34 protein-coding genes and 1 tRNA gene are annotated in these 23,913 nt (G+C 56.8%); 4 read left to right on the top strand and 31 right to left on the bottom strand.

Going from position 1 to position 23,913, the window contains the following annotated elements; translation table 11 throughout:
• Positions 1 to 126: 126 nt before the first annotated feature.
• From ACLI1L_RS00940 to ACLI1L_RS00805, 28 genes are all read right to left on the bottom strand, one after another.
• The gene (locus tag ACLI1L_RS00940) at positions 127 to 498 is read right to left on the bottom strand and encodes a hypothetical protein (protein ID WP_411707815.1); all 372 of its coding nucleotides are present in this window, start codon (positions 496 to 498) and stop codon (positions 127 to 129) included.
• Between the two features lie 197 nt (positions 499 to 695).
• Complete coding sequence (locus ACLI1L_RS00935) at positions 696 to 1,391, bottom strand: hypothetical protein (RefSeq protein WP_411707814.1); 696 nt, start codon at positions 1,389 to 1,391, stop codon at positions 696 to 698.
• Between the two features lie 51 nt (positions 1,392 to 1,442).
• Positions 1,443 to 1,802: a hypothetical protein gene (locus ACLI1L_RS00930; RefSeq protein ID WP_411707813.1), complete on the bottom strand. Its 360-nt coding sequence runs from the start codon at positions 1,800 to 1,802 to the stop codon at positions 1,443 to 1,445.
• Positions 1,799 to 2,035, bottom strand: a complete 237-nt coding sequence (locus ACLI1L_RS00925; protein ID WP_411707812.1) for a hypothetical protein — start codon at positions 2,033 to 2,035, stop codon at positions 1,799 to 1,801. The genes ACLI1L_RS00930 and ACLI1L_RS00925 overlap by 4 nt, the downstream gene beginning before the upstream one ends.
• A complete protein-coding gene (locus ACLI1L_RS00920; protein ID WP_411707811.1) occupies positions 2,028 to 2,225 on the bottom strand; it encodes a hypothetical protein in 198 nt (65 codons plus the stop codon). Before ACLI1L_RS00920 ends, ACLI1L_RS00925 begins: the two co-directional genes overlap by 8 nt.
• Positions 2,222 to 2,566 carry a hypothetical protein gene (locus ACLI1L_RS00915; RefSeq protein WP_411707810.1) on the bottom strand — a complete coding sequence of 115 codons (345 nt, stop codon included), beginning with the start codon at positions 2,564 to 2,566 and terminating at the stop codon, positions 2,222 to 2,224. Before ACLI1L_RS00915 ends, ACLI1L_RS00920 begins: the two co-directional genes overlap by 4 nt.
• Positions 2,563 to 3,015, bottom strand: a complete 453-nt coding sequence (locus ACLI1L_RS00910) for a hypothetical protein (RefSeq protein WP_411707809.1) — start codon at positions 3,013 to 3,015, stop codon at positions 2,563 to 2,565. Before ACLI1L_RS00910 ends, ACLI1L_RS00915 begins: the two co-directional genes overlap by 4 nt.
• A gap of 16 nt (positions 3,016 to 3,031) precedes the next feature.
• The gene (locus ACLI1L_RS00905; RefSeq protein ID WP_411707808.1) at positions 3,032 to 3,991 is read right to left on the bottom strand and encodes a phage major capsid protein; all 960 of its coding nucleotides are present in this window, start codon (positions 3,989 to 3,991) and stop codon (positions 3,032 to 3,034) included.
• 14 nt (positions 3,992 to 4,005) lie between these two features.
• Positions 4,006 to 4,545, bottom strand: coding sequence for a hypothetical protein (locus ACLI1L_RS00900; RefSeq protein ID WP_411707807.1), 540 nt, complete (start codon positions 4,543 to 4,545; stop codon positions 4,006 to 4,008).
• Positions 4,546 to 4,700: 155 nt separating this feature from the next.
• Complete coding sequence (locus ACLI1L_RS00895; protein WP_411707806.1) at positions 4,701 to 5,507, bottom strand: hypothetical protein; 807 nt, start codon at positions 5,505 to 5,507, stop codon at positions 4,701 to 4,703.
• Between the two features lie 16 nt (positions 5,508 to 5,523).
• Positions 5,524 to 6,939 (bottom strand): phage portal protein, encoded by a 1,416-nt coding sequence (locus ACLI1L_RS00890; RefSeq protein ID WP_411707805.1) that lies wholly within the window; start codon positions 6,937 to 6,939, stop codon positions 5,524 to 5,526.
• A 10-nt stretch (positions 6,940 to 6,949) separates the two neighbouring features.
• Positions 6,950 to 8,710, bottom strand: a complete 1,761-nt coding sequence (locus ACLI1L_RS00885; protein ID WP_411707804.1) for a terminase — start codon at positions 8,708 to 8,710, stop codon at positions 6,950 to 6,952.
• Positions 8,703 to 9,119, bottom strand: a complete 417-nt coding sequence (locus ACLI1L_RS00880; RefSeq protein ID WP_411707803.1) for a hypothetical protein — start codon at positions 9,117 to 9,119, stop codon at positions 8,703 to 8,705. The genes ACLI1L_RS00885 and ACLI1L_RS00880 overlap by 8 nt, the downstream gene beginning before the upstream one ends.
• Before the next feature lie 27 nt (positions 9,120 to 9,146).
• A complete protein-coding gene (locus ACLI1L_RS00875; RefSeq protein ID WP_411707802.1) occupies positions 9,147 to 9,494 on the bottom strand; it encodes a hypothetical protein in 348 nt (115 codons plus the stop codon).
• 446 nt (positions 9,495 to 9,940) lie between these two features.
• On the bottom strand, positions 9,941 to 10,309 hold the full coding sequence (locus tag ACLI1L_RS00870) for an HNH endonuclease (RefSeq protein WP_411707801.1): 369 nt from the start codon (positions 10,307 to 10,309) through the stop codon (positions 9,941 to 9,943).
• 79 nt (positions 10,310 to 10,388) lie between these two features.
• Entirely contained in the window at positions 10,389 to 11,009 is a 621-nt protein-coding gene (locus ACLI1L_RS00865) for a hypothetical protein (protein WP_411707800.1), read from the bottom strand.
• 236 nt (positions 11,010 to 11,245) lie between these two features.
• The gene (locus tag ACLI1L_RS00860; RefSeq protein WP_411707799.1) at positions 11,246 to 12,307 is read right to left on the bottom strand and encodes a hypothetical protein; all 1,062 of its coding nucleotides are present in this window, start codon (positions 12,305 to 12,307) and stop codon (positions 11,246 to 11,248) included.
• 549 nt (positions 12,308 to 12,856) lie between these two features.
• Entirely contained in the window at positions 12,857 to 13,618 is a 762-nt protein-coding gene (locus ACLI1L_RS00855) for a hypothetical protein (protein WP_411707798.1), read from the bottom strand.
• A gap of 150 nt (positions 13,619 to 13,768) precedes the next feature.
• Positions 13,769 to 14,434 carry a hypothetical protein gene (locus ACLI1L_RS00850; RefSeq protein ID WP_411707797.1) on the bottom strand — a complete coding sequence of 222 codons (666 nt, stop codon included), beginning with the start codon at positions 14,432 to 14,434 and terminating at the stop codon, positions 13,769 to 13,771.
• 8 nt (positions 14,435 to 14,442) lie between these two features.
• Positions 14,443 to 14,760: a hypothetical protein gene (locus ACLI1L_RS00845; RefSeq protein WP_411707796.1), complete on the bottom strand. Its 318-nt coding sequence runs from the start codon at positions 14,758 to 14,760 to the stop codon at positions 14,443 to 14,445.
• Positions 14,757 to 15,035, bottom strand: coding sequence for a hypothetical protein (locus ACLI1L_RS00840; RefSeq protein ID WP_411707795.1), 279 nt, complete (start codon positions 15,033 to 15,035; stop codon positions 14,757 to 14,759). Before ACLI1L_RS00840 ends, ACLI1L_RS00845 begins: the two co-directional genes overlap by 4 nt.
• Positions 15,036 to 15,046: 11 nt before the next feature.
• Positions 15,047 to 15,277 carry a hypothetical protein gene (locus ACLI1L_RS00835; protein ID WP_394286647.1) on the bottom strand — a complete coding sequence of 77 codons (231 nt, stop codon included), beginning with the start codon at positions 15,275 to 15,277 and terminating at the stop codon, positions 15,047 to 15,049.
• A 9-nt stretch (positions 15,278 to 15,286) separates the two neighbouring features.
• The gene (locus ACLI1L_RS00830; RefSeq protein WP_411707794.1) at positions 15,287 to 15,562 is read right to left on the bottom strand and encodes a hypothetical protein; all 276 of its coding nucleotides are present in this window, start codon (positions 15,560 to 15,562) and stop codon (positions 15,287 to 15,289) included.
• Between the two features lie 112 nt (positions 15,563 to 15,674).
• Positions 15,675 to 16,046 carry a hypothetical protein gene (locus tag ACLI1L_RS00825; protein ID WP_411707793.1) on the bottom strand — a complete coding sequence of 124 codons (372 nt, stop codon included), beginning with the start codon at positions 16,044 to 16,046 and terminating at the stop codon, positions 15,675 to 15,677.
• Positions 16,047 to 16,057: 11 nt separating this feature from the next.
• Positions 16,058 to 16,609 carry a hypothetical protein gene (locus tag ACLI1L_RS00820; protein WP_411707792.1) on the bottom strand — a complete coding sequence of 184 codons (552 nt, stop codon included), beginning with the start codon at positions 16,607 to 16,609 and terminating at the stop codon, positions 16,058 to 16,060.
• Between the two features lie 248 nt (positions 16,610 to 16,857).
• Complete coding sequence (locus ACLI1L_RS00815; RefSeq protein WP_394286651.1) at positions 16,858 to 17,130, bottom strand: hypothetical protein; 273 nt, start codon at positions 17,128 to 17,130, stop codon at positions 16,858 to 16,860.
• Between the two features lie 53 nt (positions 17,131 to 17,183).
• On the bottom strand, positions 17,184 to 17,480 hold the full coding sequence (locus ACLI1L_RS00810; RefSeq protein WP_411707791.1) for a hypothetical protein: 297 nt from the start codon (positions 17,478 to 17,480) through the stop codon (positions 17,184 to 17,186).
• Between the two features lie 44 nt (positions 17,481 to 17,524).
• Positions 17,525 to 17,755, bottom strand: coding sequence for a hypothetical protein (locus tag ACLI1L_RS00805; RefSeq protein ID WP_411707790.1), 231 nt, complete (start codon positions 17,753 to 17,755; stop codon positions 17,525 to 17,527).
• A 141-nt stretch (positions 17,756 to 17,896) separates the two neighbouring features.
• On the opposite strand from ACLI1L_RS00805, the gene ACLI1L_RS00800 reads away from it, so the two are divergent.
• The 4 genes from ACLI1L_RS00800 to ACLI1L_RS00785 all read left to right on the top strand — a co-directional run bounded on the left by ACLI1L_RS00800 (position 17,897) and on the right by ACLI1L_RS00785 (position 20,539).
• The gene (locus tag ACLI1L_RS00800; RefSeq protein WP_411707789.1) at positions 17,897 to 18,316 is read left to right on the top strand and encodes a hypothetical protein; all 420 of its coding nucleotides are present in this window, start codon (positions 17,897 to 17,899) and stop codon (positions 18,314 to 18,316) included.
• On the top strand, positions 18,303 to 18,686 hold the full coding sequence (locus ACLI1L_RS00795; RefSeq protein ID WP_411707788.1) for an ImmA/IrrE family metallo-endopeptidase: 384 nt from the start codon (positions 18,303 to 18,305) through the stop codon (positions 18,684 to 18,686). The genes ACLI1L_RS00800 and ACLI1L_RS00795 overlap by 14 nt, the downstream gene beginning before the upstream one ends.
• Positions 18,683 to 19,198, top strand: coding sequence for a hypothetical protein (locus ACLI1L_RS00790; protein WP_411707787.1), 516 nt, complete (start codon positions 18,683 to 18,685; stop codon positions 19,196 to 19,198). The genes ACLI1L_RS00795 and ACLI1L_RS00790 overlap by 4 nt, the downstream gene beginning before the upstream one ends.
• 96 nt (positions 19,199 to 19,294) lie before the next feature.
• A complete protein-coding gene (locus tag ACLI1L_RS00785) occupies positions 19,295 to 20,539 on the top strand; it encodes a tyrosine-type recombinase/integrase (protein WP_411707786.1) in 1,245 nt (414 codons plus the stop codon).
• A gap of 238 nt (positions 20,540 to 20,777) precedes the next feature.
• Here the strand turns inward: ACLI1L_RS00785 and ACLI1L_RS00780 are convergent.
• The 3 genes from ACLI1L_RS00780 to ACLI1L_RS00770 all read right to left on the bottom strand — a co-directional run bounded on the left by ACLI1L_RS00780 (position 20,778) and on the right by ACLI1L_RS00770 (position 23,672).
• Positions 20,778 to 20,853: transfer RNA gene (locus tag ACLI1L_RS00780), tRNA-Arg, on the bottom strand.
• A 120-nt stretch (positions 20,854 to 20,973) separates the two neighbouring features.
• Positions 20,974 to 22,047: a GTP-binding protein gene (locus tag ACLI1L_RS00775; RefSeq protein WP_411707785.1), complete on the bottom strand. Its 1,074-nt coding sequence runs from the start codon at positions 22,045 to 22,047 to the stop codon at positions 20,974 to 20,976.
• A gap of 50 nt (positions 22,048 to 22,097) precedes the next feature.
• A complete protein-coding gene (locus ACLI1L_RS00770) occupies positions 22,098 to 23,672 on the bottom strand; it encodes an SLC13 family permease (protein ID WP_086588616.1) in 1,575 nt (524 codons plus the stop codon).
• Between the last annotated feature and the right edge of the window lie 241 nt (positions 23,673 to 23,913).

Genomic DNA, 23,913 nt, shown 5'->3' with positions numbered 1-23,913 from the left:
AGGCAGCTACTTGGCTGCCTGCGGGTGGATTAGTAAGCCATATCCATATGTCTGCCCATGACAGGCCGCGGCCGATCATGCTGAGACTGAGGCCGCGCTGCATGAGGTCAATGGTGAGTGCGGCCGCTAGCTCTTTTTCTTCTTTGAGGAGGCGGAGGACTTGGAAGAGTCGGTTTCCCCCGTATCACCGCCGCTCAGCAGTCCGGACTTGTCGGACTTGATCCAGTCGTTGCCGATTTCCATGAGCTGGCGGGTAACGAGCTGGTTAATCGCGTCTTCCTCGTCTGGGTTGTAGTGCTTGAGAACTAGACGGATTCCTTCGGTCTGGAAGATCTGTAGTTTCTGCTTCTTGGTCTCATCGTCGATTGCCTGCAGGTCGGTCTGCGGCTGGCAGTCGAAGTCAGGAAGGGTTACTTCGACGAAGGTGTCGTCAGATCCTGCTGCCGGAATGGTGTAGGTCTGCACGTCTTCGGTGATGTGCTGAATTTTCAGAGACATAATGAGCCGGTCCTTTCGGGTTGGTTAGGTATAAGCCGGGCCAAAGTCTGAGCCCGCCCCGATGACGTAGGCAGGCCCGGCTCAATGGGATGGAAATTTCCCACGAACATCGGGACGAGAATTGGTGGCAGTGATTTTTATCCCCCGCTGCCAGGCCCCGGGGTGGGTGAATTTAGATTTGGTCTAAACCGACAGTGCTATGCCTCGGCGTTCGGGTCGGAGTTGGTTTCCTCAGACTCTGCGGTGGATCCAGATTCGGATTCCCCTTCAGGGGTGTTATCCGTGTCTTCCTTTTCAGAGTTCTTCTCCGGACCATTCGGGTTATAGCGAAGCTCTACGACATTGGCGCCCTTGAGCTCTTCTGCGGTGGACTTGTAGGCGCGGATGGTCAGCTCGGTACGGGTCACGTCAGAGTGCGCTACGCGACGCTCGCCAACGGAGACCACTTGGCCGCGCTCGACTAGGTAAAGATTGGTCTTATCCCCATCGACGGCCTTGAGCACGTGGGTGGAAATTGGCAGAGGATCGGAGGAGTAGTAGACAGTACGCTCGACGCCGCCGTCCTTGACTTCCTTCGTCGTGGTCTTGGAATCGCCGAAGGTGGTCTTTACAACTGCTTCGGTATCGTCTTCCAAGAGGGTGAGCACGATTTCCACGCCGTACTCGGACTGGATGGTTCGGAAGACATCGCCGCCCATCATGCGGATATCGGTGTTATTGCGAGTCGGGGTGACAGAGAAGCCATCCTCGCCTACTGCGCCATGGTCTTCGAATGCGTTGTCCAGTGCTTCGGTTGCGGACTTAGGAAGCTTGGTGCCCAGTGCTGCACGGAAATAGACACCGCCGTCCATAGCTGGGGTACCGACAAAAGAGTTATTTACATTGATAGCCATCAGGCTTGTCCTTTCAGATTGGGTGAGCCGGGCCTGAAAGGAAATGGCTCTTTAGAGCCGAAGTTTTAGAGAGCCAGTGAATTGGAATCTGACGTGCTCCACATCCGGAGACGGATACGGAGCAAGGTTGTTGTCCGAATATCCACGGACAACGCCATTGCCTCGAAGATGCACCCAGGCATGTTGAGCCTTTTCTGCTAAGGCTTCGGCTTCTAGCGCATCTAAGGCATAGCACTCGATGAGAAAGCGAGGATCATTCGTTGCAATCGATTCGGGTCCTCCACCAATTCGCCCGAGCACAATGTGCTGATCAGGACGAATTTCAGGAATTTCGGTCGAAACGGGAACCCGCAATGCTTGCTCAAGTGCTTTTACAGCAACATCTTGTGTGGTGTACGGGACAGGGATCATCCGAGCACCCGGACAAGAACGTTGTCCCGAGCCTCTCGACGCATAGCTGAGAATGTATCCGCAAAGACAATGCCTACAAAGCGTCGGCGTCCTTGCGTATAAGAGGCTACGAATCCATCTCCCGCAGCTGAGGCTTTTTGCTCAGCGTACGTACGGACGATTCCTTGAGCGATTGGCCCGCGAGCGAGAGCTTCTAGCCCGGCGCGATTGGACTTGTAGCGAGCTTTAGGCATCTTCGGCCTCCTCTTCGTTGGTTTCCCAGTGAGCTGTTATCCAGCCTCCTGGTGAGTAAGCGGCTACTAGATGGGTGCGGGTGTTGTCTCGCCAGACGAGGAGGGAGCCTCCGTCGAAATCTAAGGTTCCGTCTGTCTTGAGGCGGTCGTGTCCGTCTGGATGGTAGACGCGGAATAATGGTTTCTTCATCGGTCTTTCCTTCGTGCGTTGACGACCACGAGTCCGGGGTCCCATCCGAATGGGGAATGAGAGTAGTTCTCTGGGTGTCCAATGACTTCGAGTTGTCCGTAGCTGGGGATGTCTACGGCGTCTCCTTCGCTAAATGTTTCGGGAGGCGCGTAGATCTCAAGGTCGACGGTGAGACGTTCATGGCCGGCGAGCTTAGGCTCGTCGGATGTGGGTTGGGACCAGCCGGCTACTACCACGTCAGAAGTGATTTCTTTGGTGGTGGCATTGCCGAGCTTGTCGCGGCCGGTGACGGTGCGGCTGATTTTTCGTACCGTGTGGCGCAGTGGGAACGGTGTTGTCATGCTTGCCCCCGTGGCTGTGTGCCTCGTGGTCCGTTAACCCAAGCCGTATCTAGTGGATGACGTGTCTGCTCTGGGGTCATGTCTATACCGACGTGCTTATTTCCTCCTCCGGAGAGGATGGAGCGATGAGCTGGGGTCAGCGTCATAGCTTGGGCAATGGTCTCAGTTCCGTAGGTGACGGAATCGGTGAATGTTCCGGCAGTCTGAGCGCGCTGGCGTACGCCGTCGGGGTTGCGCATGACCTGAGAGACAAGTTGCGCTTCAACGTAGATAAGTCGACGGCGCCAGGTTTCTTGCGGGTCATCGGTCAGGCGAGACATGACGGACGGTACCTCGGCGAAGATGAGAGTTTCTGCATCTTCTAGCCAAGCCTCTAAAACGCTGTCTTCGGGGAGTGCATCATTGCCTACCCAGCGATCGCGGACGTCTTTTGGGGTTGCGTATGCCATGTCCTAGCCCTCCGTACTATGCGGCAGCGGGCGCGGAAGCTGCCGGGGTGATGACGCCACCTGGATAGATCTTCTTCTTGCCCTTGCCCGCGCGGGTGGCTGGGATTGCGGTCTGCCAACCGACTCGCATGACGACGCGGAGCGCCTTGGTGTCCTGCTGCATCAGGTTAAGTACTACCTTGCCGTCGGCGTCGGAGATGACGCCTTCGGAGAACAGGTCGTAGGTGATGTCTTGGCGGATGCCTACTACTTGCTTGTCCCAGTCCAGCCCGAACATGGTTGCCTTATCAGGCTCCCAAGCTCCGGAGTAGACCTCGCCAAGTCCGTAGCCGTAGAGGGTTGCGGGCTGTCCCTCGGACATGGCTGGGGCGTAGATGGGCTGTCCGGTTTCGGTGCGCAGGCCGATTAGCTGCCAGTTGAGGCCTGGCTTGGACGCGAAGCCGTTGATTGCAAAGCCTTGCTCTGCCACGAGGGCGCCCAAGGCGGCGACGTCTGCACCGAGGTCAGCATTGGTTCCGGTAGCGATAGTGTTACCGGCGGCCTTTGCTGCAGAGAAGATGTCGGTCGGCCAGGAATTCGGCTTGTCTTGGCCGAAAAGGGCAGCGCCGTCGATCTTGTGGCCGATGGCTTCTGCAAGTAGTGGGCGAATCTGGTCCCAGAGTGGAACGTCGGAGTCATCAATGAGGGCGTCAGGTACTGGCACGATGACTGCAAGCTCTTCAGCAGTGATGGTCTGGTTCTTCCAGGTGGCCTTGGAGGTCTGCTTCATTCCGGTGTCACCGTCTACCCAGTAGGCGTCGGGTAGCTCGGCTAGTACCGGCTGCTTGGCCTTGCCCTTGGACATGGGGGTGCGGCGTGCATTGGTGAGCATGACGGAGGACTTTGGTGCCTCCTGGATGATTTCGTTGATGATCTGGTCAGGGATCATCGCGTCGGCTACGTCCGCGCGGCCGACGATGTTGTCGAAGTTAGGCATTGCCTATTTCCTTTCTATTTCTTGAGGAAGGCTTTGCGTAGCCAGTCCTCATCGGATTCCGGTTGACCGCCAGCGGCTTCGCCGCGGACAACGGGCATAGGTGGGGTGGCTCCGAGCTTTTCAGCGACAGCCGCTTCTACGAGCTTGTCGATGTGTTCTTGCATCGACGTTGCATGCTCGTTCATTTCCTCGGCGTTATCGCCAATGATGAGGTGCTCGGGTAGGCCGGTTTCCTTAGCCACCTGCGCGCGGGCAGCTTGGATTTTCGACTCGGCTAGCTCCTTTTCCAGTGCTGCGAGTCGGTCGGAGTCTGTAGAGTTGGACTTTCGATTTTCTTCGAGGGCGGCTCGCGCCTTATTGCGCTCGATACGATGAGCTGCAGACTCCTTGCGTACCTTGGCCAGCTCCGCTTCAAGGTCTTCCCGGGACATCTGCGCCTTAGAGTCCTGCTCTTGGCCGGTGTCTGGATTTCCTTGCTGTGAGGATTCTGGCTGTTTGGTTTCTGCCTCTGGCTCCTGGCCGTCGACGTTGGTGGCTGGGATAGATTTAGGCATTTTTCCTCCTGGGAATTGTGCTCTTTACATGGATAATCCCCGCCACCTTCTAGGTGTGGGGAGGGCTTGCTCACCAGGACTCGAACCTGGATTACCGAGACCAAAACCCGGTGTCCTGCCATTAGACGATGAGCAACTGCCCGGCGCGGCGTGCGTTACCGGGGCTTGGTGGGGCGAAGTGTTTCGCCGTTGGGTCGTGTTTGCCGTATGTGTTGTTTCCAGAGTTCTGCTTGGGCTGGTGCGGGTCCGCGTTCGTCCCAGGTGATGTCGTACCACTCTTGTTGGAGTGTGTGGATGACCTCTGGGAGATCAGCGGGGCTATGGCTTTCTACGGCCACGCAGGTGCAGTTGTCGTGGTAGGCGGCGTCTCTGGGGCGGCCTTTCTGGTACGTATGGCCAGTAGTTGCCGTTGGGTTGCGCCAGTGTGTCGTGGTCCGGGTAGCGCTGCGGCTGGTGACCGATAGGGCGGCTTCTTTGGAGGTGTATACGCCGCCGCGGCTGGCGAGCATGAGACAGAACCAGCACGCTTTCGGCCCGGGGATTCGGGCGTATCGTGTTCCGGCGGCGCGGGTGGAATTCCAGATAGTGTCGCGGGCTGGTTGTTGAATGAGACGACCGAGGGGACGTGCCAGCACTGTGGCGATGGAGTGTAGGTCGTTTCCGGCGGCTTTGCTCACGGCCCATGCCATTGTTCCCCTGATTTGTTCGGGTGGCGGGAGTCCCGCGCTTACGGGGGCGGCGAGGTCATTCCATAGGCCTGCGGTGCGTCGGGAATTTTCTAACGCGAGAAAGGCGGATTCTGCAGCGGCTTGGCCGTATTGGTCTATCAACGCTTGGTAGTAGAAGAGTAGGTCATCATGGCTCATCGATGGATTAGCTCGGACTATTTCTAGGAGTTGTTTAGTCGCCATGCGAATGGCTGCAGCGAGCTGCCTTCGGTGTGTGGACCATGCGACGTCCATGACCTACCTCCTTTGCTTACTCCGTAGATTCGGCGGTGAGTGCATCTACCTCTGGGTCAGTTGTTTTAGATAGGGCTGCGAGCGCTTGACGGCCGGCTGCGCTTCGGGCGTCTGCAACGAGTTGCTGAACAGTGGCCTCGTCATAGCCAAGCAGTCGGTATGTCACCGCGGAGTTGGGCGGAAGGGCGCCGACCGAGATGAGGGACATCACGGATTGCGCGGCAGCAGAGGCTGTCGGTGTTGCTGGGTCCCGCCATTGGGTGATGAGCCCCTTCATACGCGGGTCGGGCTTATAGTCGCGGTTATAGATTTGGTGAGCGTATCCGGCCGCACGAGCCCATGCGGGGCCGTATCCCTCGGTTGCTCGGGTGGCGACCGCGATGAGGTCGGCCTCTGCCGCGTGGATCGCGTCGGCCGAGCTGGGGTTGTCGTGGACAATGCCGAGGTAGTTGAGCGGGATTGATGTTGCACCGGAGAATTGCCCGGCGATTGCGCGCAGCTGATCGATATGCGGCTGTGGGCTCGATGGATTGAACTGGCCAATCTGAGGCAGCGTTCCGGAGTCTTCATCCGGCCCCAGGGCGAGGAAGCGGTTCAGGTAGGTCTTGAAGGTATCCGCAAAGTCATCTGAATCCACGCCTAAGGCGTAGCGCTGAGGGAACGAGAAGAACTCGGCGGTTCCCTCCATTCGGAGCATGGTGCGCACAGCCGCGTCGTTGAGACCCATGACCTCGTCGGTAATCCTCGGCATGCCGAAGGTCTGCTCTAGGTGCGGTCGGAAAGCCAAGCGCTCCATGGGCACGGCTCCCAGCCAGTGCGGGTGCCGCTCAACACGCCAGCTATTTCCCGCGCGAGTGATCTCCACGATGGTATCCGGCAGCCAGAGCACAACCTGCTGGGTATTGCCTACCTCGTCGCTGTTAAGGGTCATGCCTGCAACAATGCGGCGAGTGCGCTTGTTATATAGGGCACTGGCTTCACGTGCAGAGCGCGCAGCGATAACAGCCGGTGGCTCTCCCTGCGACTCGTCGCCAGCGGAGACGGTGACAAACGCGGTGCCGTGAATCAGGGAAGCCGTATGAGCCATGGATTGCAGCTCGGAGAGCTGATTATCCCAAGCAACTTCTTCCAGCACACTATCGGGCTCAGACTCCCCACGGACAACGAAACCAGTGGGGTTGAGCCGGTGCTCCAGCGTGGTGACTGCCTTAGCTGGCCAGCCGAGAATCGTCTCTAGACGTCCGAGCTGTGGAGGCATGGCCATACCGAGCTTTCCAGCAGCACGCAGAGAGCGCTTCCCCAGGTAGTACATCGAGCGCAAGTCATTAGACCGCTGGTGCGCCTGGAGCTGCTTAGCCATCAATGCCAGAGCGCGCTGCTCCTGGGCGTCCAGGCCCGGCGCGACGGCGGCGGACTTGATGAGGTCGCTCATGGTGGCCTCCTTAATTGAGTAGTCGGGCTCCGCGGCGTTTGCCTGCGGTGGTCTTGCCCGAGTTGAGCACGGTGGTGCGCCCCATGCGGGCGCCGATCATGGTGACGGCGTAGTCGACGAGCTTGTTGGAGGAGCGGTTGATTTTTCCTAGGGATACTCCCCATTGGTTGGGGCGTCGTCGTGCGTTGTGGACATGCTGGCGCAGCATGGGGTCGCCGTCGTGGGTGAAGCGTCCTTCTTCGATGTCGAGTGCTGTTTGCATTGCGGTCTCGGTGAAGAGTTGGTTTCTTCGGACTGCGCCGGATTGGCTCATTCGCATGTCGAATTTGACGCTGTGGCCGCCGGCTCCAGGTGTTGCCCATACCTTGAGATGTTTGGCGAAGTCACGGTGCCATTGGTCGATTAAGGGTCCCCAATAGAGTGCTTCGGTTTCATCGTCGGTGGCCGGCGAGGGGTCTACTCCGAACCACGTGACGTTGTAGTAGTCGAAGGCTTCGCGAACAACGGCATCGACTACCTCTCGGGGTGCGAGCCAATCATCTCCGCGCGCGCCTTTGGGCCGCTTCCATCCGCCAAGGCTGATGACGTGACCGTCGGTGAGCCTGCAGGCGGATAGCGTTGTGGCGTCTGTGCTCTTTGAGCAGTCGAGGAACATAGCGATTTTCTCGCCTTCGTCCACGACGGTGTCGGGGGCGGCGAGGGCGTCGAACTTGCCGGGGTCGGTCCATGCTTCCTCGGCGGCGGCGAGGCCGTTGAGGTAGTAGCGGATGGTCTCGGCCGTCGAGGTGCGTGAGTCGAGGGCGGCTTCAAAAATGGATACTTGGTCAGCCCACGGAGCATCTTTGTACGCCTGAGCGATTCCTTGGCGGAGGTCGTCTTCATAAGCGATGTTGAGCCGCGGGTCGTATTCGACGCTATCGTAAAGCATTTTTACGCGACCCCGCGCGACTTGCTCCTGCCATTCGACAAAGCTTCGCTCTGCCCAGGAGTCCATACCTTGGCGGTGAGCGTTGGTGAACTCGGATACTCGTGCTTTAACATCCTTCGGGGACTTGGAGACGTTTCGGTAGCCAACCTGAGCGATTTTTGTACCACCTGAGGATTCCGTCATGTGGTGGGTCTCGTTGAGAATAACGGCTGTCTGGGGCTTGCCCTCGCCGGTTCGTTCTGATGCGGTGAGCAGCTCTATCTTTGAACCGTTGGACGGGATAAGCGTTCGGGTCATTCCGGTATCGATGCGCAACTTGCGCTTGAGTTTGTCGGAAATCATGCCGTTGGCTACCTCAAGCATTTCGCCGGCCTGCTCTAGGGAGTTGGCGCCGAGGCCGACTTTCGCGAAGCGTCGGGGCGCTCCTACAGGGCGGCCGTCCTGCCAGCCGACGAGTTTGACCGGGCCGCACATCTCTACGAGTGCTTCACAGGCTCCTAGTGGGTCTTTGCCGGTGCCCTTTGCTCCTCGCACGACCGAGGTCGTATAGACCCAGCGGCCGCTATCGGGATGAATGGCGTATTTCATGTGAAAGTAGCGCTTTTGCCGAAGTGTCATCCGAAAAGGCAGTCCGGTCTTATGGTCGATAAGCCAGTACTCGACCCACCGGATAATCTGCGGACCGAGGGAGGGCGGCAGCAACGCCAGACGAAGGGGATCAGTCTTGGGAAGCGCAGGGTCTCCTGGCCACGGCAGTGTTTCCCAGGCCCCAGTCTCCGGGTCGATGGTGTACCCAGGGAGCAGAAGCCCAGCTTCCGGAGTAAGAAGCGCAGTATCAGCCATAAAGCGCCTCCGGGTTCAGATCGACTACATTATTCGATTCCTCACCTTGACCTTGCTCTGCTCGGATAAGCTCAATGCGGACACGGCGGCGAGCCCCTTCAGAGGTGAGCAAGTTATCCATCATGGAAAGAATTTGGGACATCATCACTGCGCGGGGCTTTTCTCGATGCATCTCCGCGCTCATTAAGTCTGCGCATAGCTGTGCATAAGCCCAGTCGGAGGGCTCGTAAAAGACGTTTTGCCCGGACTTCTTCAGAGATCGATACCAGCGCTTTGCTGCAATATGCCAGCTCTTATCCTCTGCAGGGGCCTTGACTGCAGCCGCTCCGGCGATTTTCGCTACTTCTGGTCCTTCGGTCTTGTTTCGGCGACGGCGCTGGTCCGATCTCTTGGGGACGGGGCCTGGCATTGGCATCACCCCCTTCTTGCGAACGGTCTACATTGCTTGCGCAGCAGTTAGTACAGCGTCAAGGTCCAGGACTACGAGTCCTCCTGGTCGATAGGTCTTTCCGGTCATTCGAATAAAGCGCCCGCGAGTATAAATCTCCACTCCGGTTCCATCTGCGGACACGAGGCGGCGCCCGGCGCGCTCAAATCCAGCACCGAATATGTGAATTCCAGCGCCAGAGGTCGATACTTCCGCCCACGCTCCTTCGGTCGTATCAAGTACGGCTTGAGCGGTAGGCGTCGGCTTTCCGTCCTCGAGAGCGTTGTCTAGGTCGATGCACACCACCCCATCGCCGAGCATGAAGCCGTAGCCGTCTCCAGCTGTGGAGTTTTGCACTTCGGCGTAGGTGGACCACGTTGTTGGGTCTGTAGAGGAAGCAGCTTTTCCGTTCGTTTGGATTGGCCTTTTCCCGGCCGCTCGCGTCCACCGTGAGAGTGCCGTTAAACGCTGCGGCGTACGGGTAGTGCGTTGGCGCCGTCGGTACGCACGTTGCCGGCAGGCGTTAGAGCAGTACCGAGGGCGACGCCCGCGGGCGCCACCTAGGCCGGTTTTCGCTCCACACTCGACGCATTTCATAACCCAATTTTACCACAGAGCGTTACGACTTAATGCTTTATGCAGGGGTTTTAACTTTCCGCAATTCTTGAAAGCCGTACAGCCGTTCAGCCCGGCGCGCCGCCTTTCGGCGAGGCCCGATGCCTACTTTCGCCGGAGCGGTTCATCTAGGGCGGTTTTATAGCCCTGCCTGCAAAAAGTTGGAAACCCGTACACTATCGGAGGCCCTATGCCGTCCGTGCGCTTCGACGGCCGGGGAGGGGATCCCCAGGGGGCCGGCGCGCGGTAGGCGACGCCCCGGGCAAGAGTCCGGCTCGAGGGGCTGGGGGTCGCTTGCGCGAGTATCGGGCCCGGGCGCGCTGCGCCTCCCGCTGGGTCTTGGGGGCGTGACAGGCGGCGCACGTTCCTTCGAGGTTGGATAGCGCATCGGTTCCGCCTTCTACCACTGGAATGATGTGGTCGACTTGGGTAGCGGTTCCCGTGCAGTTGGGTCCGCGCTTTTCGCATTGGCCACGGCATCGGCGCATGACGGCTGTTCGGAGCTTGCGGGGCACGCCGCGTTGACGGGTGCGGTGGTTGCTCTGGAAGCTTGCCATGGAATTTTCCTTTCCGTGGGTATGCGAAAGGCCCGGACATCGGTACTTGATGTTCGGGCCCAGCGCTTTCGCGATTATCTTATAACACAGGGTGGGCGCTTATGTAGCTTTGCTGGTCATTGCGCCTTTTGGCTAGATTCATGGCGTCTTCTAGGCGCAGGATTTTTCGGCCTTGCTGGTCGATGGTGTAGTCCAGGGCGCCGTCCTCCATGTAGAGGCGGAGGGAAGTTCTGGAGAGGGGGTGGCCTAATTTTTTGAGCCAACTGGCTATTACTCGCGTGGTGCCTTCAGACGGCGGCTCGATGGTTTCCCTTGCATCTGTTGGTGCAACTGTTTGCTCAACAAACCAAGCTTTGTCGATAATTTCTATCGCTGCTTGCTCAGCCCAAGGCACAGTCTCCAGCTCGTTGAGCCGCCTACGCAACCAGAGTGCTAGAGCTCCAATGTCTTTAGCTGTCGTGTGCTCTAGTTGTTCACAGCTTACTGAGAGTTCCGTTGCCCAGAAGTGCAGGCACGATTCCACTTCGACTTTGAGATCCACGATGGATACCACGAGTGGAGGTTTGGGGCCCGGTCGCCCTCCTACTCCCCCGCCGTCGGGTGGTGCCTGCCGTGGGAAAAGTAGGTCATCCAATTTCGGCCCAAGGTTCTCAAGCGTTACCAGTGATCTGGAAAGCCTATCTAGAAGTACATCATCCATGTTCAGTGTTTCCTTTCAAAGATAATCAGGGTGCGGCTAAAGGCTTGCCCGGCCCGACCCGACCCGTCCCGTCCCGTCCCGTCCCGACCCGGCTTCCCGGGAACGTCTACCCCCCTTTCCCGGGAAAGATTCTTGAGGGTCGCGGGGTATCTGGGCATGCGAAAAGAACACGACGCCGGGGGTATTTGGCGACGGGTAGGGGGTAAGTTCGCGTTACGAATTAATAGAGCGAATAGTTACCTACGGCGTCGGCGGGCTCGGCGGCGCTTGCGCACGGGTCGGGTGGACTCTTTGGCGGAACGGGCGCCGGGTGCCGCCGGCGTCGTGGTATCGTTCTGCGGCGCGCTTGACGGCTGGTTGCCGCCCGGTGCCGGGGTCCTTTGGGTGGATGTGGTCTTCTTGGTGCCCTTGCTGGTTGCAGGGTCTGGGGTGTCCTCTTTGGCAGCTCGACCGGCGAATCCGCCTTTGGGTGGTGCCGGGAGCCGCGGCGCGCTTGACGGCTGGTTGCCGCCCGGTGCCGGAGGTTGGGTAGTAGGTACAGATGCAGCCGTAGGCCCGCTGGCAGGTGCGGGGTCCGGGTGGGCCTCAACCGAGTCCGCGTTTAACGGATTCGGGATTCCCATTTGGCGACACGTGCGTGCAGTGATGCGCCACCATTTAGACAACTTGGCCATGATGTGTTTGCCGTACACTGCCTGCTCTGGCGCGTCCAGGAGCGGGAGCTCATCATCGGCTTCTTCGCCGAGCTCGAACCGCAACTGATTGCAGCCGCGGCAGCACACAACATAGTTGTCTGGGGTTGTGTCCTCCTCGGGGTTGCGGTGGTCAAAGGTGCCACCTTCATCATTCTTATGGTCCGCCCAGTTGACCTCGACACCGCAGTAGCGGCATTGGTCACCATCGCGCAAGAGCACGGGAACCTGGAGCGTTCCTTTGTTCTGGTCTCTTTTTCTTTTCGCCGCCATCTTCTTGTCGGTGGACTTGATGATGTGGACAAAGGAGTCACGCTCGACGAGCTTATATTTACGCTCGGAGTCTGTGGACACGTCGCGGAGTACTCCGATTTTTATCAGGTCCTGCAACGCTTGCTGTGCCCTCGACAGACCGACAATGTCTGCCAGTGCTCCGTATCCGATCTCATAGTCCGTCCACTGTTGCGCAGAGAAGACAAACAGGGCCATCGTCCACCCTTTTAGCTCAGCCACTAAGCGGGGATCGTCACGCTCAACGGCAAGCTCAAAGGCTTTCATGAACTCTGGCGCTCCATTGAAGGTATCGCCTACACGTATCCAACTCATCGACGATCACTTCCCCGGACTGGGGTCGCCTGCCGTGGTGCGGGTATGTGCATGGTGGCGTCCTTCTTCTATGTTGATGGCGGTCATTCTTAGGGCGGTGGTCTCGGTGGTTGTATTGTGTTCGTCAACTTTTTCTCCTAGCCTGCCGAGAGAACCGCGGGTAACAGTCGGTACAGAATTGCTCTCCGGCATGCCGTTTGCGGTTAACGCGGCCTGGGCGTTCGAAGTCGTGCTGGGGCGCGAGCAGCTCTCCGCAGCCTTTACAGGTTACGTTTAGCTTTTCTCCAGTCCGATTTCTTAGCGCAGTGGAGTACCTACCGGCGACTACCCCATCAACAGATTCGTTCCTCTCCTCGAAGTGGCAGACCATTCTTTCGCAGTCCTCCAGCAACGGGCAGCGGTAACACTCCAGCTTGGCTTTCAAATGCCGGCGTGCAATTTCACTGTCGGTTTCCCGCGGGCGTCGAGATTCCCAGAGATTAAGCCCGTCAGGCCCAGGCCGGTGTTCTGGCCTTTGGCAGTTACCCAAGCCGAACTCCAAGCGCCTTTTCACGCTAGCCCCTTCGGCGGTTTGGCAGATACCTTGCGTGCTGTCTTTCCACCATTGTTGTTACCTGTATCGTCGATAGACGCTAAGGAGATTTCCAACGCGGGTTCTTCTACGCTTGGTTCCTTAGTCTCAGATACTTCGATATCAGCGCACAGCACCATCATGGCCACGCCATCACCTTCGATTACGGTTCGCACATTCTGGCTTTCTGGTTTCGAATTAGCCCAGAGCGCTAAATGACAATCAAGCGCCTTAGCGACCTTTCCCACCAAAGCCCATTGCCGTCCGTCCATCTTCGGGTGCGCTTCCGTTACAGGCTTTTCCACCGCTTGGGTTAGCGCATGCGGGACGTCACCTAATGCAGATTCATAAGGGTTTCCGCACCGCCGAACTTTTACAGCTCTTAGCCCTAATCCCAGCCCGGACTCATCAGTACGATGAATCCATCGTTCATGGACTAGAAGGCCAAGACGAAGCTCATCGTCGGGATCCTCCTTCTTCATCTTCATCGCGGCCAGGGCGCGCGCTTCCGAACGAGTGATCTCGAAGTAGCCGTCACGTTCATAATCAACATCGAGGTAATAAACAGGTACCTCTACCGCTACTGCTTCCGTGTGCGATCGCGCGGCTACTACTAACTCATCTGCAACAATCCGGAATTGAATTACATCAAGGGGTTCCTTACTTGGCGCAACGGCAATGGCAGCAGCGAGAGCTCTGGCAAATGGCTGCGCATCAACGATTATTTTCGACGTTTCCATTGCTCCTCCTTTCCATATCTAGCAGCGGAATTTGTCCAGGCGTTGGGCGATCAATATCTGTGTTTTTGGCAAGCCAGCGACGTATCTGTGCTTTTCGGGCTTGCGGAAGTTCCGCCCACCAAGCGTCGTGGTCGTCAGAAGCTGCCATTGCTACTTGCCCAAATAAGTGCAGATAACTGAGCCACCTTCCGAGGCTGTGACAAGCATGTCCCAAGCTTCTTCATCATTTACGTGCTCATTCCCCAGAGCATCTACACCGTCGAAAGCCCATCGATTTTTTCGCACGCGGTAGGCTGTAACGCCTTGCTCCGTGCTATGCGAGCGCACCGTGGATCGGGCGGGCAGCTTGATAAACTCCTCGAAGCTGATGGGATACCCATCCGGCTCGTCGTACATTTCCGGCGAAGCGACTATCTGAATGTCCGGCTCCTCTGAGACTGGAGCTAGGCGTCCCCTCGCCGGCCAAGCCGTGGGCTCAGAAAACAGAGGAACTACGAACTCAAGATCCGAAATATAGATATCGGGCTCGGGGGAGATATTAATGATGGTCGCCTCTTGGGTGTCAGCGTCTACGCTAAGGATGATCCCCAGGTATTTTTCTCCAGCTACCCGGCAATGCATACCAGGCAACTGCGGGTAATAGGCGGGCCCTAATTCCTCAAGGCTACGCTCTGGAAGCAAAGCTTCTATCTCGCGGGAGAGCTCGCGCGCGCGGGATAGCGCATGGTCTGTTTTCCCATCTCGAATAATGTTGACGAGCTCTTGGATCGACTCGGCCAGGAAGCTAACGTCTTGCGGCTGTTTAAGATTAGCCATCTTTTCTCCTAAGCGGTTTTCCGTTTCTCTTGATTCCTGAATCCATCGACTTCGTTCGCTGCCCACCCAAGCAGGAGTGTTAATCCTTGAGCTGGCTCTTTGTGTCCTGCTCTTTCAAGCAGCAATCTCCAGCGGGCTGCATCGTCAAGATCGACGTATCTTTCTCGACATATCTGTTTTTGTGGTGTTTCTCCCATCCCTCGCAGCCATGGGCTCCGAGGGATATTGGCCATCAAGTCGCCGATAGATATATAAGCCTTGCGGCGAGAAATAGCGATCGTCATCAGATAGCCACGCGGTGGATAGCGGCGTCGAACTAACTTCATTTCCTCTTGCCGTTGTGGCTGTCGACCTCGTCCATAAGCCGAAACATATGGTCACACTCCGCCCGAAGACGTTCAGTTCCTCCGGCGATCAGGTCAAGGAGTGGGGCTCGCAATTGCTCTGCCATCTGCTCAGCCATATATAATTCGTCTTTCTCCCAAGACTCAATCATTTTGGAGAGCAGATCCTCGACGCCATCTTGAGCGGTTTGTTGGTGACGTTTAGCCGCTTCTTCTCCGGTATAAGAGGAAAACGTCGGGCACACTTGGTCAAACATGTTTCACAACCTCATTCGACCGCTTCGCGAGGAGCATCGATTCGCACCACGCGAACTTGTGGACGCTTCGAAATCCATCCGCTTCGCAAGGCTTCGGCAAGTTGAATCTCTGCTTCACTGAGATCTCGGTCCAAGTCGGAGACCTTTTCTTCCAGAATCCCAATACGATTGATTGCGGGAATAATTACGAGAAGCCCGCATCCAATTCCGATAAGGCACATTAGGGTCAAGATGAATTCCATTTTGAGTCCTTAGAGTTTTTCTCGGTCACCGTTTTCGGTGGCCTGGTCTGGGAAGCCGATATTCTCACTCATGCTGTCGGCTCTGTTTTGGAGCGCACCGGCCATCTTTCGCGGCCAAGCTGGCGATAGTTCGACTGTTCCTGCGGTGAGGAGTTCTCCATCCTCTTCAAGGAGAGCTACGAAAATATTTTTCTTGAACCGCACTTTCCACAGAATCGAAATATTCGACATGAAACCTGCGAAAGTCTTCCACTTTTCCTCGTGCTGGTCTTTCTTTCGGAACACTAGAGAACCTCCCCTAACAGAGCGATCACTCCGATTACCGCGCCTGGCACAGCTATGTACCACCACAATGGCGGCTGATTAATATCGTCGGTCGGCTTGCGGTGCTTAGCCATTATTCGTCCCCTTTCTTCGCAGAGCGCTTGGGGCGACGAGTAGCGATCTTCTTTCCTGCAGGAATCACCTGGACTCGCGCTGCTGGAATTCGAGCAGTTACCATTCCCGATCCGTCAGGCTCCACGTCCACATAAACGTGAGCGGCAGGAGGCAGCGGCAAGCTATGACGGTCCACTAGAAGCCGGCGTCCACCTTCCTCGCGAGAGGTCTCATAAATGATGGACTTAACTTCTTGATTCTGTCGCTTTGCCTTCACTTTCTTTGTAGCTTTAGTGAACTTGGATTCCTTGGCTTCCTGGTCGCCGGCCTTCGGGGCACTGGACTCTGGATTGTTGCTATTGCTAGCAAGGTCATTCGGGGTGATAGTCATTGTTTTTCTCCTTAGAGTTCTGTTTTTCCTTGGGCTTCATCTATGCGCCGAGAAGAGATAGCAGCTTCGAGAAGAATCGGATCATGTGCGTATTCCATATACGCGACCCGAATCATGTTGATGGCATCTTCAAGTGCTTCTGCTCCGATGCCGGCCATTAAGCGTGCGAGCGGTGTCTCGGCGTTAGAAAAGTCCTGAAGACGTTGTTCTTTAGCTCCGCTTAGCGATTCGATCAGTTTCGAAAGAAACGCTCGTGTTTGCAGATCAAATGGCTTTTGGCCTGCTAGTTCGTATGGAAGATCTGGATCTCCCCCTGGCACGCTTGTTTCGTGGAAAAATGCCGAGGTGATTGCATCGCGGATGGTTTCGAACACTTCGCTATGCGGATCAAGCCGAGATAGTGTCCTCTTTTCGAATACCTCGAAGCTTTTCCACTTTAGGTATTTTCCTGGTTTGACAGCTTTTACAATCCAAGTCTTTCCGTTGACTGTCGTTTCCGCATCCACAAGTGTCCAGTTCCCGGTGAGCGGGGTGACGATGATTTTTACTGGCCGTGTTTTCATGCTGCAATCTCCTCTACGTAACGAGAGAGTTCGGCTGCAGGTATTAACCACGGAGAGTTCCGGGCCCGCGGGTTCATCTTTTCTGCCTTTATTCGGCCGCTGAGAATTAGCTTGATTACTTGCTTGCGGGCAAGCCCAGACTGTTCCGAAAAATCCGCTACCTTTATCAACTTCGGCTGCCTAGTGGTAGCCTGCTTAGTAAGAGTGCGAGGCAACGCGCTCTCCTTTCCAAATAAAGAATGGTTTGGTCAGTCCCTGGATGTGTCCGCGTCCAGGGACTGTTCTTGTTCCGTGTCGAGGTACGGAGCTAGGTAACCTTCGACAACATCGCTGACTTCTTCGACATCTGCTGCGGCATCGATAGCCCCGGAAACGTGCGTGCACTCGCCATGCCCGAGGCCACCATCGAGGAAAATTTTCGCGAGGAGATTTCTCGCCTCTCCCTTGGCCTCCTCTAGACGCTGCTCCTGGTCCTCAACATCATGGACTGGAAATTCCACAGACCACTTTGCTTTCTTCATTGCCTGTCCTTTTCTCGTTCCCGCGGTATCCCCTGCCGCAGGAACATCTCTGACTAGTAGCTTCCGGTTTCGGGCACCAATAAATCTGTTTCCAGAGCAGCCTTTTGGCTATCGGTCAATGACATACAGTTCGACATGACGAGCGAAGCAAAGTTTTCAGCGGGCGCTTCCCAAGGGGTTCGGAAACCCTGTCCGTATAGCCCGTCGATGATCATCTCTGTGAAGCATTCGGCCTGCTCTTGCCAGCCCTTTTCAAAGCCGTACTTCATCCGGCAACGCGCATCTATTCCACTGCGCATCATGTCTCGATACGAGCGTGCCTGCTTTTCTTCCCAACTCAATGTATCCATTTCACTGTTTCCCTCCTTCGTCAATACTCGATTTCCCGGCGCGCTTAAGCCGCCACGTTTTCGGCGCGAACGCTGTAGAAGAGGGACGAGAACTCTATTCCGAATCCAAGCGTCGCCCCGGCCACAAAGCTCGCGGAAACATTTCCTCCCTCCATGGCCCTTAGATAGGTCTCCCTGTTAACTCCGATGCGCTCTGCCATGCCACTAGCGTTTAGCTTGTAAAGCTCGGAGAGTTTTCTCATTTCGTTCGCCTTAACACGAATACTGTTGGCCATGGTTCACCTCCTTTCCATCACGGTTCGATAATAAACCATTGCGGTGTAATTACAATCCCTTACACCCTTGCGGGGGTGGTTTATTTATAATCCGCGCTGGTCAACTAGACAATGATGGTTAGTTTTCTTACCATTCATTCCATGAACGCTTTCGATGAATGGAAAGAACGGGTAACCCATGGTGATTCGTGGCGCACGATTGCTGAAAAGCTAGGCACCACTCATCCAACTATTAAGCGAAGGTTGGAGAATGAGCCGGCGAGCGCAGTTGTTGAGGTCGCACGTGCCTACAAGGCCAACCCAATCCCCGGATTGTTGGCTGCTGATGTGCTCTCCACGGAGGACTTGAAAGAGTACTCAAAATTGGCAACGATCGATGATTTTTCCGACCTTGAGCTTGCACAGATCGTTGTCGATCGCATCCAGAGGGCTACAGACAGTTCGCCACTAGCTACTGTTACCGAGATTCCCTCAAGAGAAGAATCAATTGATGATTACGCTGCAGATTCCTCTCCTGACGAGCCAGAACCCGGAGAGGACGGATTTCATGATGGACCTTGATATCGTTGCCGCCAATCTGGATGTGGCGCTCGCACGCCATTCCGGAGGAGAAAAGGGGCGCTGGTACCCAGGCTCGCGGACAATAAGTTTGCGCCGCGGACTTGGCCCCGTCGCCTACCGCTGCACGCTTGCTCACGAACTTGGGCATGCGGCTCACCACCACCTGGCCGGAGACTCCCTGCCTAATTGGGTAGTTCAGCGCCAAGAGCGTGAAGCCAACGAATGGGCGGCCCAACTGCTTATCTCCGAAGATGATTACGCCCGGGCGGAAGCCGTCTGCCCCCACCCCGGCGCGATTGCCCGTGATTTAGAAGTTACTGTTCACCTCGTTGAGGTTTGGCAACGTATGTACGAGAGGATTGCATCGTGAATTCCCCCAGCCCCTATTCCCCTTATTCTCCGCAAGGTTTGTCGGTGCCGTATGGCGATAGTCCTTCGCCGAAGAAGTCACTGTGGAAGCAGTGGTGGTTTTGGCTTCTCTTGGTGCTGCTTATTCCGGTGCTCTTTTTCGTGGTTCTTTTTATCTATTTTCTGCTGAACCCAGATTTTGCTGATGAGGAAACTAAGGAAGAGGCGTTTCAGACTTACGTTTGCAGGACGTCCTTGGATAGCCCACAGGACCAACAGGGGCAAGCTAGATCTGTTGCAATTGGCGTTTTAGCAGACAAATCGTCGTCCAGCGCTGAGCGTAGAACGGCGCTAGATATTGTTTCCCACAACATGGGTGCCGATGCTATCTCGACTGTTCCGCTGACAGTTTCGCCGGATAATGACCGTTCTTGTTACGGGTGGGTGTATGAGCACATGCTTGAGCAGCGCAAGGATAAGGAGTATGCCGACTTTACGTATCAGGATGCGGAAGACGCTGGCATCTTCAAATAGTTCTTTAAGCCCTCTTCCTCCGGCAAGTTTGGCGACCGACGGAGGAAGAGGAGACGACAGACCAACAATTGACCTGACAAGGGAGAAGTGTAGCAAATGGCCCCTCGTGACCTCTGGTATAAGCGTGTAAGCGTTACCGATGAGAAATCCGGAAAGAAGAAGACCAAAAAGGTTCCGACTAAGCGCCACGGCGTCGGAAAGCGTTGGATAGTCCAATATCTTGACCTCGAAGGAAACCGCACCTCCGAAACATTCGACACCTACGAGTCCGCCGAGGTTTTCGACGCCAAAGTGCGCGTCAACAAGTCCGACGGCACTCTCATTTCGGCAGACAAGAAAGACGTCACTCTGGCCGAGCTATGGGAGCCGTGGCTCGACTCCAAGGCAAACATCTCAGAGAAGTCCCGAAAGGACTATATCTCCTACTGGAATACCCACATCCAGCCCGCATGGGGAAACAAGAAGGTCTCCCAGGTTCAAGAGCACCAAGTCGTCGCTTGGATTGCATCTCTCACGTCAACGAAGGGGGTCAAGGAAGGCCAGGAGCCAAAGCCCCTCGGAGGCTCTGCCAAGCGCAAGATTGCCGGCATGTTTAAATCCATGCTCGCGCGTGCGGTGAAGATGAAGATCATCCACGCCAATCCACTCGACGGTTCCCCCTCCCCCGCCATCCCTAAAGCAGAGCGCCGTTACCTCAAAATCCAGGAAGTCGACGCCCTCCTCTTCGCCGCGAAGCATCCCGCGGTGAAGATGATGCTTGAAGTCCTTCTCAAGACCGGGCTGCGCCCCGGAGAGGCCAAGGGCCTCAAGGTCAAAGACCTCGACGTGACGCGGCGCCGGCTGATGATCCGCCGCGACATCGACGACCTCGGCCGAGTAGACGAGACCAAGACCCGCCAGCACCGAGACGTACCCGTATCCCGACTCATGCTGCTCACACTCGCCGAGGCAGCCGAAGGCCGCGACCCCGAAGCATGGCTACTCCCCGACGAATACGGCCACGTGTGGACCACCGCGCGCTGGCGAGTGATTTGGGAGAACCTGCTTGTCGATGCCGGCGTCGACACCACGCTTAAGACTTACGAGCTCCGGCACACCGCTGTATCCATGGCCATCGCGGCCGGCGCCGACGTCTACGTCGTCCAGCGCATGTGTGGCCACGCTTCCGCATCGACCACACTCAAGCACTACGGCCACCTTTGGGACGAGGGCCTGGACGAAGCTGCCGAAGCCATCGAACGGCACCTCGAAGCCGAGCGCAAGCGCGTCGAATCCGCCCAAGCCCGGCGCGCCCAGCGGGAGAAAGAGTCTAAGGTTCGGCATCTCCGGCTAGTTCAATAGCCTTCGAACGATCCGTGACTTCACATCGCTGGAAGCCCCGCGCGAGCGGGGCTTCTTTTATGTCTGCACTCCGAGCTCAGCCCTTCGATCCGTTTGCAATCTGTTTGCAGGGTGTTTGCACCGCGTTTGCACTCACTTCGGTTCATCTGGGATTACTCTGGACTACTTTTGGGCGGCTAAAACGCGAAGAAACCCCCAGGCTACCCGGTGTTTATACCGTTTAACCTGGGGGTTTAGGTGGTGCGCCCGGAGGGATTCGAACCCCCAACCTTCTGATCCGTAGTCAGATGCTCTATCCGTTGAGCTACGGGCGCAGACCGTTGTTAAGCAGTGCGTGTGCTCTGCTGTGCAACGAGAAATAACTATACCCACGGTCTGGGAAACTACCAAATCCCCAGTTCACTTGGTGTTTACCCACGAGAAGTGGGAAGGCTTTAGGAAGGAATGAGGGCGGCAACTTCGGCGTCGGAAAGCAGGGCGTCCCGGAAAGCCTGCAGGGTGGCCTCGTGGTCGAAGTCAATGCCGATGAGAACAATTTCAGCACCAGGGGTCACGCCATTAGCCGCCCAGAGAGACGCGGGCACGATCTGGAGGTTCGGGCCGGCTTGCTGCCAGGCGTGTGCAACGCGCAGATCGGTATCGATCCAGCAGTACCCCTTGGAACGCACCAGACCGGTGCTGGCCCGCAGGGCGGCAAGTAAGCGCTCGCGATTAAAGGGCCGATCCGCACGAAAGACCACCGAGGAGATGCCATATTCCTCGGTCTCGGGGGTATGCGGGTTGGCCAGTTCTTCGGCGTAGCCGTGATAGGTGGCAGCGGTAGCGATGTCATACAAGTGGGCATCGAGGACGAGTCGCGGGTCGATGACACCGTTGGTAACAATCACGACGCGGGCGCGGGGGTTCATGGCGCGCACGGTAGCGATGACCCGTTCGGCTTCGGCAGCATCAACCACGTCGGTCTTGGTGATGAGGATAAGGTCGGCGAACTCAACTTGGTCCACTAGGAGGTCAGCCACGGTGCGGTCATCGCCGGGCGTGGCTTCGATGCTTTGGGACGCAAGGCTCTTGCCACGGCGCAACTGGTCAAGAAAGGTGGAAGCGTCCACGAGGGAGACCATGGTGTCGATGGGGGCGACGTCGGCAAGCGTCGTGCCATCCTCAAACTCCCACTCAAAGGTGGCCGCAACGGGCATGGGTTCGGAAATGCCGGTGGATTCGATGACGATCTGGTCGAAGCGGCCGGAGCGGGCGAGCTTGCCCACGGATTCAATAAGGTCTTCGCGCAGGGTGCAGCAAATGCAGCCATTAGAGAGCTCGACAAAGCGATCCTCCCCGCGCTCAAGGTGGCCCTCGCCGGCAACGAGAGCGGCGTCAATATTGACCTCGGAGAAGTCATTGACAATGACGGCCAGCTTGCGCCCCTCGCGGTTAGCAAGCAGGTGGTTTAAGAGCGTGGTTTTTCCGCTGCCTAAAAATCCGGACAGCACGGTAACGGGTGTAGCCATTCCCTAATGATAACGTTTTTCATTAGGGAATGGCTACGTGGTCTCTTGCGCTAAATGGATAGGCCGAAGATGGGCACCGCCAGCAGGTACACCGTAAGGGTAATAAGGAAGATGCCGATGATATTGAGTCCGAGACCGCCCTTGATCATCTCGCCAATCTTGACGTAACCAGAGCCATAAGCAATGGCGTTCGGCGGGGTGGCCACGGGGAGCATAAATGCACAGGTTGCCGCGAGCGCCACCGGAATGGTGAGCAGAAGGACGTTGATATCTCCCTCCGCGGTCAGGCCAACACCCACGGCAACGCCGCCCATGATTGGAATGAAGGTGGCAGCCGTAGCGGTATTGGAGGTGATCTCCGTCAGGAAGAGCACCAGTGCGGCTACGGCGGCGACGATAAGGACAACTGGGAGGACGCTCAGTCCCTTAGCCATCTCACCAATCCACAGGGACAGTCCGGAAGAATTAAAGACCGAGGACAGCGACAGGCCGCCGCCGAAGAGCAAGAGAACGTCCCACGGCATCTCATTGGCAGTCTTCCAGTCGAGCAGACGAGTGCGACGCTGATTATCCGCCGGAAGAATAAAGAGCACGATGCCGGCAGCGATACCCACGATGGCATCGTCATAGTTCTCAAATTCCTTAAGCACCAGCGGCAGGATTACCCACGCTGCGGCGGCCAGAACAAAGATGACGCCGGTCATAATCTGGGGACGGGTCCAGGGGCCGAGGGCCTTAATTTCATCGTCGATAAGCTCGCGGCCGCCCGGAATATCCTTCATCTCTGGCTTGAAAATGGTGATAAGTAGTGCCCAAGCAATCAGCAGGAAGATCACGGCGAGCGGTACACCGACCGCCATCCATCGACCAAAGCCAAGGGTAACGCCCCAGGTATCGGCCATATACGCGTTCAGGAAGGCATTCGGCGGGGTGCCGATGAGCGTGCCCAGCGAACCAATGGACGCGGAATAAGCAATGCCCAGCATGAGGGCCGTGGCAAATTTCTTTTGCTTCTCCCAGCCGCCTACGGTCTCTGCGGTCAGCGCGAGCACCGAGGTGCCAATAGGCAACATGACCACGGCCGTAGCCGTATTAGAAACCCACATGGACAAAAATCCGGTAGCCAGCATAAAGCCCAAGATCAGGCGCTTGGGAGAGGTACCAATCACCTTCACCACATAGAGGGCCAAGCGGCGGTGCAGGTTCCAGCGCTGCAGGGACAGCGCGATGAGGAAGCCACCCATGAACAAGAAAATGGTGGCGGAGGCATACGGGGCGCCTACTTCCTTGATTGATCCGACGCCAGCTAGTGGGAAAATAACCAACGGAAGCAGCGCGGTGGCAGCGAGCGGAATAGCTTCAGTCATCCACCACACGCCCATAAGGATCGTCACCGCTGCAACAGCGCGGATGGCACCAAGCGTGTACTCGGCTTCCGGATCTGCGCCAGAGGAGCCTTGGACTGTCTCGATGGCATTGGAGGGGAAGATAAAGAAGACAAGTACCGCCAATGCCAAGCCCACGAAGAGGCCAATAAACTGCCGGCGCCATTCGCCGCGTGGGACTTTAGGGGCTTCGTCACCTTCGGTGTGGGCGGTGGATTCGTGAGTATGCGGGGTGGTCATACCGCGCGCTCCTTCACTAAGAGAGGACTGTGCTGAGGGATATGCTCCGTACTTCCCAGGTTATTAGCTGGCCTAGACAGCAAATAGAAAGTTATCTAATTCACTGCGAAGCATGCACTGACCATACAAAACATGTGACGCAGAAACCATATCCCGTCACAATAAACCACCCCCGCACCCCCGAATAGCACACACCACACCTGCCCGAAACCAGAAATCACTCCACCGCTCCCCTACCCCC

Origin of the sequence: Corynebacterium sp. LaCa117, from assembly GCF_046717765.1 — a bacterium.
Lineage (GTDB): Bacteria > Actinomycetota > Actinomycetes > Mycobacteriales > Mycobacteriaceae > Corynebacterium > Corynebacterium kefirresidentii.
The sequence above is the reverse complement of the archived record's forward strand: the minus strand, read 5'-3'. Positions and strand labels throughout refer to the sequence as shown.

Excerpts from the sequence above, each read along its gene's own strand:
- ACLI1L_RS00940 (WP_411707815.1), bottom strand. The coding sequence starts at position 498 with ATGTCTCTGAAAATTCAGCACATCACCGAAGACGTGCAGACCTACACC.
- ACLI1L_RS00935 (WP_411707814.1), bottom strand. The coding sequence starts at position 1,391 with ATGGCTATCAATGTAAATAACTCTTTTGTCGGTACCCCAGCTATGGAC.
- ACLI1L_RS00930 (WP_411707813.1), bottom strand. The coding sequence starts at position 1,802 with ATGATCCCTGTCCCGTACACCACACAAGATGTTGCTGTAAAAGCACTT.
- ACLI1L_RS00925 (WP_411707812.1), bottom strand. The coding sequence starts at position 2,035 with ATGCCTAAAGCTCGCTACAAGTCCAATCGCGCCGGGCTAGAAGCTCTC.
- ACLI1L_RS00920 (WP_411707811.1), bottom strand. The coding sequence starts at position 2,225 with ATGAAGAAACCATTATTCCGCGTCTACCATCCAGACGGACACGACCGC.
- ACLI1L_RS00915 (WP_411707810.1), bottom strand. The coding sequence starts at position 2,566 with ATGACAACACCGTTCCCACTGCGCCACACGGTACGAAAAATCAGCCGC.
- ACLI1L_RS00910 (WP_411707809.1), bottom strand. The coding sequence starts at position 3,015 with ATGGCATACGCAACCCCAAAAGACGTCCGCGATCGCTGGGTAGGCAAT.
- ACLI1L_RS00905 (WP_411707808.1), bottom strand. The coding sequence starts at position 3,991 with ATGCCTAACTTCGACAACATCGTCGGCCGCGCGGACGTAGCCGACGCG.
- ACLI1L_RS00900 (WP_411707807.1), bottom strand. The coding sequence starts at position 4,545 with ATGCCTAAATCTATCCCAGCCACCAACGTCGACGGCCAGGAGCCAGAG.
- ACLI1L_RS00895 (WP_411707806.1), bottom strand. The coding sequence starts at position 5,507 with ATGGACGTCGCATGGTCCACACACCGAAGGCAGCTCGCTGCAGCCATT.
- ACLI1L_RS00890 (WP_411707805.1), bottom strand. The coding sequence starts at position 6,939 with ATGAGCGACCTCATCAAGTCCGCCGCCGTCGCGCCGGGCCTGGACGCC.
- ACLI1L_RS00885 (WP_411707804.1), bottom strand. The coding sequence starts at position 8,710 with ATGGCTGATACTGCGCTTCTTACTCCGGAAGCTGGGCTTCTGCTCCCT.
- ACLI1L_RS00880 (WP_411707803.1), bottom strand. The coding sequence starts at position 9,119 with ATGCCAGGCCCCGTCCCCAAGAGATCGGACCAGCGCCGTCGCCGAAAC.
- ACLI1L_RS00870 (WP_411707801.1), bottom strand. The coding sequence starts at position 10,309 with ATGGCAAGCTTCCAGAGCAACCACCGCACCCGTCAACGCGGCGTGCCC.
- ACLI1L_RS00865 (WP_411707800.1), bottom strand. The coding sequence starts at position 11,009 with ATGGATGATGTACTTCTAGATAGGCTTTCCAGATCACTGGTAACGCTT.
- ACLI1L_RS00860 (WP_411707799.1), bottom strand. The coding sequence starts at position 12,307 with ATGAGTTGGATACGTGTAGGCGATACCTTCAATGGAGCGCCAGAGTTC.
- ACLI1L_RS00855 (WP_411707798.1), bottom strand. The coding sequence starts at position 13,618 with ATGGAAACGTCGAAAATAATCGTTGATGCGCAGCCATTTGCCAGAGCT.
- ACLI1L_RS00850 (WP_411707797.1), bottom strand. The coding sequence starts at position 14,434 with ATGGCTAATCTTAAACAGCCGCAAGACGTTAGCTTCCTGGCCGAGTCG.
- ACLI1L_RS00845 (WP_411707796.1), bottom strand. The coding sequence starts at position 14,760 with ATGAAGTTAGTTCGACGCCGCTATCCACCGCGTGGCTATCTGATGACG.
- ACLI1L_RS00840 (WP_411707795.1), bottom strand. The coding sequence starts at position 15,035 with ATGTTTGACCAAGTGTGCCCGACGTTTTCCTCTTATACCGGAGAAGAA.
- ACLI1L_RS00835 (WP_394286647.1), bottom strand. The coding sequence starts at position 15,277 with ATGGAATTCATCTTGACCCTAATGTGCCTTATCGGAATTGGATGCGGG.
- ACLI1L_RS00825 (WP_411707793.1), bottom strand. The coding sequence starts at position 16,046 with ATGACTATCACCCCGAATGACCTTGCTAGCAATAGCAACAATCCAGAG.
- ACLI1L_RS00820 (WP_411707792.1), bottom strand. The coding sequence starts at position 16,609 with ATGAAAACACGGCCAGTAAAAATCATCGTCACCCCGCTCACCGGGAAC.
- ACLI1L_RS00815 (WP_394286651.1), bottom strand. The coding sequence starts at position 17,130 with ATGAAGAAAGCAAAGTGGTCTGTGGAATTTCCAGTCCATGATGTTGAG.
- ACLI1L_RS00810 (WP_411707791.1), bottom strand. The coding sequence starts at position 17,480 with ATGGATACATTGAGTTGGGAAGAAAAGCAGGCACGCTCGTATCGAGAC.
- ACLI1L_RS00805 (WP_411707790.1), bottom strand. The coding sequence starts at position 17,755 with ATGGCCAACAGTATTCGTGTTAAGGCGAACGAAATGAGAAAACTCTCC.
- ACLI1L_RS00800 (WP_411707789.1), top strand. The coding sequence starts at position 17,897 with ATGAACGCTTTCGATGAATGGAAAGAACGGGTAACCCATGGTGATTCG.
- ACLI1L_RS00795 (WP_411707788.1), top strand. The coding sequence starts at position 18,303 with ATGATGGACCTTGATATCGTTGCCGCCAATCTGGATGTGGCGCTCGCA.
- ACLI1L_RS00785 (WP_411707786.1), top strand. The coding sequence starts at position 19,295 with ATGGCCCCTCGTGACCTCTGGTATAAGCGTGTAAGCGTTACCGATGAG.
- ACLI1L_RS00775 (WP_411707785.1), bottom strand. The coding sequence starts at position 22,047 with ATGGCTACACCCGTTACCGTGCTGTCCGGATTTTTAGGCAGCGGAAAA.
- ACLI1L_RS00770 (WP_086588616.1), bottom strand. The coding sequence starts at position 23,672 with ATGACCACCCCGCATACTCACGAATCCACCGCCCACACCGAAGGTGAC.